Consider the following 6306-nt stretch of genomic DNA (forward strand, 5'->3'; position numbering starts at 1 on the left):
ACGGAGGGGCTATTACCATTGATGGGGACTTACCTTTTAATATAACAGATGTAGATATTTGTCAGGGTTTGTACAACGACCATATGACGGTTATCTGGCGCAACATATACATTCTCTCGCACTAAAAGTTGAGCATTCCTTGGAACTTAGGCTTGAGCTGAAACTAATCCATCAAGCTTATCTGCAAACTGTTTTACAAGGTTTTTCCTATACGCTTTGTAATCACGATAGGTTGAAAATATCAGCCGCCGATATATGACATCTCCACTTTTTTGTTGCTTGTCGTTTCTTCTGTTCGAAGTTGTGAATAGCGATCCTTACGCTGATTCCAAATTAGCCCTATAGCACGGGTAATTTGCGTATCGCTCTTACCTGAACGCATAAGTGCGCGTAGATCATGGCCCGACTGTGCGAATAGGCAAGTGAACAATTTGCCATCAGTTGAAAGTCGGGTGCGTGTGCAGGTAGAACAGAAGGCTTGCGTTACACTGGATATAACCCCAATTTCGCCGCTACCATCGGCATAATTCCAACGTTTGGCAACTTCACCGCTGTAGTTGGACTTTGCTTCGACAAGCGGCATATCAGCATTGACCATACGTACAATCTCAGCCGAAGAAATAACATCCTTCATGCGCCAACCATTAGAAGAACCCACATCCATGAATTCGATAAAGCGGACAATATGCCCGCTGCCTTTGAAATGCCGCGCCATGGCAACGACATCTTGATCATTGACACCCTTCTTAACCACCATGTTAATTTTAATGGCGCTAAAACCAGCATCATGTGCCGCATCGATCCCCTTTAATACATCGGCTACAGGGAAGTTAACGTCGTTCATAGCCCGGAATGTCACCTCATCAAGAGAGTCGAGGGAAACGGTAATCCGATTAAGGCCTGCGGCTTTAAGCGCTTTTACTTTCTTGGGTAATAACGTGGCATTGGTAGTAAGCGCGATATCAAGTGGCTTGTCGTTTGGTGTTTTTAAGGCGGCCAGCATTTCAACCAACACCTCGAGGTTTTTACGTAGTAGGGGTTCGCCACCGGTAAGACGAATTTTTGTAACACCGTGTGCAACAAACAGTCGCGCCATGCGCGTGATCTCATCGAAACTCAATAGTTCGGATTGTGGCAGGTATTGGTAGCCTTTTCCGAAGACTTCCTTGGGCATACAATAAGTGCAACGGAAGTTACATCGGTCGGTGACTGAAATGCGTAAATCGCCCAAGAGCCTTCCGCGTGTATCTGACATCTGACCATTGGGGGCAGGCGCGTACGCGGGAATTAGCGGTACTTGGCCAGCGTAAAGCAGGTCAATAGTAGGGATTATGTTTATGCTCATTGGGCACTAGATATAGATAAATTGATCATTAAGCGATAAGTCATGACGAGCAGCTATAATGGGATAACCCACCGGTTTCGAAGAATTCAAGTGGCTTAAGCCGATAGTATTTTTTTTCCATATCAATTGATTGCTCGGCATATGGCTGCGTCATGACTTCCTGCAATTCTCGCACTAACGAGTAATTCCCTATGCTCGCTTGTTGATACGCAGGCACAACGAACCACTCTCGCAAATTATATTTTGGATTGACAAGTTTCATCTGCCTAGAGAGCTCAACTGGAGAACGGGCACTATTTACTTCGGTAGTGCTAGGGTCGGTCGTACTGGCGTTAAGAGATTTCCATGTTGTGAGCCACGCTGACCAGCGCTTGTCGATTCCTTCGGGATCTGCATTATACGTCGCGTTTTTGTAGAAGCTTTTTTTGAGTGGGCCAATATCGCTAGGCACCGTTGATAGTTCTCGGAAGAAAATGGTGTAATCAACCGCAGTTTGCGCCATCAGTGTTTCGAGTTCGCGCAATAATTCCGCATTAAATGTCTGCAGCCCAAGTTTTTCAGCCCACATTTTTTCCATTTTTTCTTGCATTACGGTTGTAAAACCCGTGCGAATCTCGTCGAGATTTTTTATAGCATCCTGATGTAATGCCACGAGTGGCTGCAACGCCTTACAAAACATGTTGAAATTTCGTTCTGCTGCCACAGGCTGATTCATAAACGAAAAGTGATGACCGCCTCCTGTCCATGGTTGATATTGCGGGTTGAATACATCGCAAAACCCGAAGGGGCCATAATCGAGTGTAAAGCCACCTGCCGCGCAGTTGTCACTGTTGAAGTTGCCCTGACAATAACCGACACGGATCCAGTTGGCTACCAGTGACGTCAAACGGTTGCGGAACGCGCGCGCGAGCAGCACCACTTTTTCAGCCATGGAAAGTATATTGTCAATGATGTCGCTGTACTCACGATCGATCAAGTGCAGTACAATCATCTCAAGCTCTGCCATTGCTTGTGGGTGTTCCTGCTTGTGAACACGGCGACTGAACAGTTCTAGCTGACCCACACGAATAAATGACGGTGCGACGCGCGTAGAAATGGCGACCGCCTCAGATATAAGCCTATCGGGATCCTGTGAACGTGAGCCTTCAGCGTACCACGGTCGATTAACCTGCTCTGTTTTCGACACGTATAAGCTCAGCGACCGCGACGAGGCTACTCCAAGCGCGTGCATGTGCTCTTGTGCTAAAAACTCGCGCACACTTGATCGCAGCACGGCGCGACCATCAGCGCCACGGCAGTATGGTGTACGTCCTCCGCCTTTTAGTTGCATTTCCCAGCGTTGACCGTTAATAACTGCCTCAAGCACAGACATTGCGCGACCGTCTCCGTAGCCGTTACCCGTTTGGAAAGGGCACTGTTGATAGTATTCGCTACCGTAAATAGACAATGCATAGCCTGTAGCCCAACCAAACTTGCGCAGCGGCGCTGGAACCTCTGTTAGGTCGCCAGAGAACAGTCGAATGAAGTCAGCCGACTGCGCCATGCTGTCGGAAAAACCCAGTTCACGGAAAAAGGTTTTACTATGAGTAACGTACTCAGGGTCTTGGATAGGGGTTGGCTTGACGGGAACATAGTGCCCGGTAAATACTTGTCGTGGACTATGGTCTACGCCATTTTCTCTCGCATCAGGATCGCAGTTGAGCGTATCCATGAGCGAGTAGTTTGCTAGCTTAGCGAGATCGTCTAGCGTAACTATGGTTGGAGTCGTTTGCTGGGGCAGTCGATTTGTCATAGGGCCTCCTCATGACTTGGGTAGAATGGTTGTTTTCCCGCTGAGGGGTTGGTCGTATCGACAACCTCCTCGATTTTTGGAGCGATCTTTTTCAGTATGACTTCGAGTCCCTGTCGTAATGTTACCTGATAAGATGGACATCCCTGGCAACCACCGCTCATGCTGATGTAAAGTTTTCCTTGACTGATTTCTCCTATTGATATCTTGCCGCTGTGGTTAGCAACCGACGTAAAACACATTGGTTACATACTCGATATCAAGCCGCGCAGCTGTGAGTGGATCATTCTTTGCCTGTGCAGCTTCTTTTAGAGTCATAGGAATAATATTAAGTGCATACACCTGTTCTGACCTCAGTTAGACATTGCATTATAAATAAGACAATGCCGGACTATACGATGTAATCTATTGAATCTGGCGTCAAGCACTTGAACTCGATAATGGTCAGCGTCTACTTGACCAGTATGCTATTCGCTCTCGTCCTCAATCTCGATAATAGCATCGGGAAATGCCTGACTCAAACATTCTAACAAATTATCGTGCGTAGGTTTCATTGTATTTTTTTCTTATTTTTAGGTCCTATGTAAAAAATAGGTGGTGGTGTACGAATTAGATTCAGTACATCACTCGAATAATATTTTTCAATCGTTTTATCGGTCAGTTCGATTTTCAACCTCAATTGCCACACATGATAATATGCAATTGACCACCACTCTTTTTTTAGGTATGAAAACACCTGTTATTTTTTAATTTTATTCGTTTTTTTATAGCCAAATTCAGATAACTTGATAAATGCAACCAGCAATATTTAGACCCTTGCTACCTATTTTTTCATGGAATAAACCTGTTATTTTTCAACAAAAGCTCTTTCAACAACGTAGTCACCTTGTATTCCTTTTTTAGGACTTTCCTTGAAGCCTTTTTCATCTAGAATGGTACAGGTATCCTTTAACATTGAAGGACTACCGCACAACATCACACGATCAAACTCTGGGTCAAGTTTAGCTATACCAAGGTCAAGAGATAACTTTCCCGTTCGCAATAAATCAGTTATTCGTCCTTGATTTTTATAAGGCTCTCGTGTGACACATGGATAATAGATGAGCTGTTCAGTAATCATTTCACCCAGATATTCGTGATTAGGCAGATCTTCAGTGATTATGTTTTTATATGCTAATTCATTGGCATATCTTACGCCATGGAATAATATAACCTTTTCAAAACGTTCATAAGTTTCGGGATCTTTGATAATACTTAAAAAGGGAGCTAGCCCTGTGCCAGTGCCAATTAACAATAAGTTTCGACCATCGCGTAAATCATCAATAACCACGGTTCCGGTTGGTTTACTGCCAATAATAACTTCATCACCAATCGCTAAATGTTGTAATTTAGAGGTGAAAGCACCGCCTTCAACTTTAATACTGAAAAATTCTAAATAATCTTCATGGTTTGCACTAGCAATGCTATAAGCGCGTAAGATCGGTCTAGCATCATCTTGCGCTAAGCCAATAATGATATATTCCCCATTTCTAAAGCGGAGTCCTTGGCTGCGTGTGGTTTTAAAAGAAAATAGGCTATCATTCCAGTGAACAACATCGATGACTTTTTCGGGATTAAATTTCTTATTCATGTTTTATCCTATACAGTTTTATTATTTTATTTCTTTACCCGAGGCTTGAAGATCTGCATGGTAACTTGAACGTACCAAAGGGCCACACGCAGCATGAGTAAAACCAAGTCTTTTAGCGATAATACCCAGCTCATCAAACTCTTCTGGAGGTACATAGCGTTTAACCGCAAGATGATGCTTACTCGGTTGCATGTATTGCCCTAACGTTAGCATCTCTACATTATGTTTACGCAAGTCGTTTAATACGGCGGAAATTTCATCATTTGTCTCGCCAAGCCCCATCATTAATCCTGATTTTGTCGCGACCTGTGGGTGCATGGCTTTAAAACGACTTAACAACTCCAATGAATTTTTATAACTTGCCCCCGGACGAACTTCACGATACATATGTGGTGCAGTCTCTAAGTTATGGTTAAACACATCGGGCGGTGCCTGACTTAAAATGTTGAGTGCTCGTTCTACTCGACCTTTAAAGTCAGGCACCAAAATTTCAATTTTTATATGAGGTATTTCTTTACGTATGGCTTTAATACAGTCAACAAAATGCTGAGCACCGCCATCGCGAAGATCATCCCTGTCGACCGAAGTGATTACCACATACTTTAATTTCATGTCACGTATTGTTGCGGCTAACTTTTCTGGCTCTTCTGCACTCACTGGTAAGGGTCTACCATGCGCGACATCACAAAATGGACAGCGGCGAGTACAAATAGCACCCAAGATCATAAACGTTGCTGTGCCGTGGTTAAAACATTCATGTAAATTAGGACATGACGCTTCTTCACACACTGAGTTTAAATTATGCTTACGCATCGCTTGTTTAATTTCTGTTACCTTAGCGGTGTTACTCGGCATCTTTATTTTTAACCAACTAGGTTTTTTTAAAGTGGTTGCTTTTTCACTTGCAATAATTTTTACTGGAATAAAAGCCAACTTATCCGCATCACGAAGTTTTTCGCCAGCGACCAATAGTGATTGTTTAATGTTACTCATGATAGTGATCGACCTTGAGGCCAAAAACTGACCTCCTACGTTTATAATATACGCTATTGATTACAATTTTGGCAGCTGTGTTTCTAAGTTATCAATTGCGTGGACAGGCAAATTATTCTCAGACATAAAAGGCGCAATGGCTGAGAGGAATTATTATGCCACCCATAATAATTACTATGCCACCCATAATAATTACTATGCCACCCATGATAATACTACGCAGTGATAATGCTCTGAAACACAGCTATCAATTGGTCAACAATAATGCATGTACTGCATCTTGTAAGCTTTTGCCTATCGATTTTTATAGATGTTGATTAAAGGAGTGAATTTCAGGCAAGTTTTACTTGCTACTTAAAGGTAGTCGTATTTTTTCTTATGGTTTTAGTGCGGTCTTGCATGTGGTTATTTTTACGCGCTATTAAAACAAGCTTGGGCATTTGCTTTCCCGTGTGCGCGCTTTAACCCTACGTGCTCAGTAAATTCACACAAATGCTCTGCGGTGCCAACCGCGCCAGTGAATATACCTTCAAAGTTTGTGGTGAGTTT

The 6306-nt window shown here is 43.4% G+C and carries 5 protein-coding genes; all 5 read right to left on the minus strand.

Going from position 1 to position 6306, the window contains the following annotated elements; all coding sequences use genetic code 11:
- Nucleotides 1–241 precede the first annotated feature (241 nt).
- Nucleotides 242–1345 (minus strand): GTP 3',8-cyclase MoaA, encoded by a 1104-nt coding sequence (gene moaA / locus H4J66_RS14030; protein WP_182175633.1) that lies wholly within the window; start codon nt 1343–1345, stop codon nt 242–244.
- Nucleotides 1346–1385: 40 nt separating this feature from the next.
- Nucleotides 1386–3137 carry a YdiU family protein gene (locus H4J66_RS14035; protein ID WP_182175634.1) on the minus strand — a complete coding sequence of 584 codons (1752 nt, stop codon included), beginning with the start codon at nt 3135–3137 and terminating at the stop codon, nt 1386–1388.
- Nucleotides 3134–3376 carry a NifU family protein gene (locus tag H4J66_RS14040; RefSeq protein ID WP_182175635.1) on the minus strand — a complete coding sequence of 81 codons (243 nt, stop codon included), beginning with the start codon at nt 3374–3376 and terminating at the stop codon, nt 3134–3136. The genes H4J66_RS14035 and H4J66_RS14040 overlap by 4 nt, the downstream gene beginning before the upstream one ends.
- 605 nt (nt 3377–3981) lie before the next feature.
- Complete coding sequence (locus H4J66_RS14045; RefSeq protein WP_182175636.1) at nt 3982–4764, minus strand: ferredoxin--NADP reductase; 783 nt, start codon at nt 4762–4764, stop codon at nt 3982–3984.
- 21 nt (nt 4765–4785) lie between these two features.
- Nucleotides 4786–5757: a lipoyl synthase gene (lipA, locus tag H4J66_RS14050; RefSeq protein WP_182175637.1), complete on the minus strand. Its 972-nt coding sequence runs from the start codon at nt 5755–5757 to the stop codon at nt 4786–4788.
- Nucleotides 5758–6306: the final 549 nt, after the last annotated feature.

Source organism: Colwellia sp. MB3u-55, assembly GCF_014076785.1.
In the GTDB taxonomy this organism is placed as follows: Bacteria; Pseudomonadota; Gammaproteobacteria; order Enterobacterales; family Alteromonadaceae; genus Colwellia_A.

What these genes read in the sequence shown, in the direction of transcription:
- moaA (WP_182175633.1), bottom strand. Translation starts at nt 1,345, where the DNA reads ATGAGCATAAACATAATCCCTACTATTGACCTGCTTTACGCTGGCCAA.
- H4J66_RS14035 (WP_182175634.1), bottom strand. Translation starts at nt 3,137, where the DNA reads ATGACAAATCGACTGCCCCAGCAAACGACTCCAACCATAGTTACGCTA.
- H4J66_RS14040 (WP_182175635.1), bottom strand. Translation starts at nt 3,376, where the DNA reads ATGTGTTTTACGTCGGTTGCTAACCACAGCGGCAAGATATCAATAGGA.
- H4J66_RS14045 (WP_182175636.1), bottom strand. Translation starts at nt 4,764, where the DNA reads ATGAATAAGAAATTTAATCCCGAAAAAGTCATCGATGTTGTTCACTGG.
- lipA (WP_182175637.1), bottom strand. Translation starts at nt 5,757, where the DNA reads ATGAGTAACATTAAACAATCACTATTGGTCGCTGGCGAAAAACTTCGT.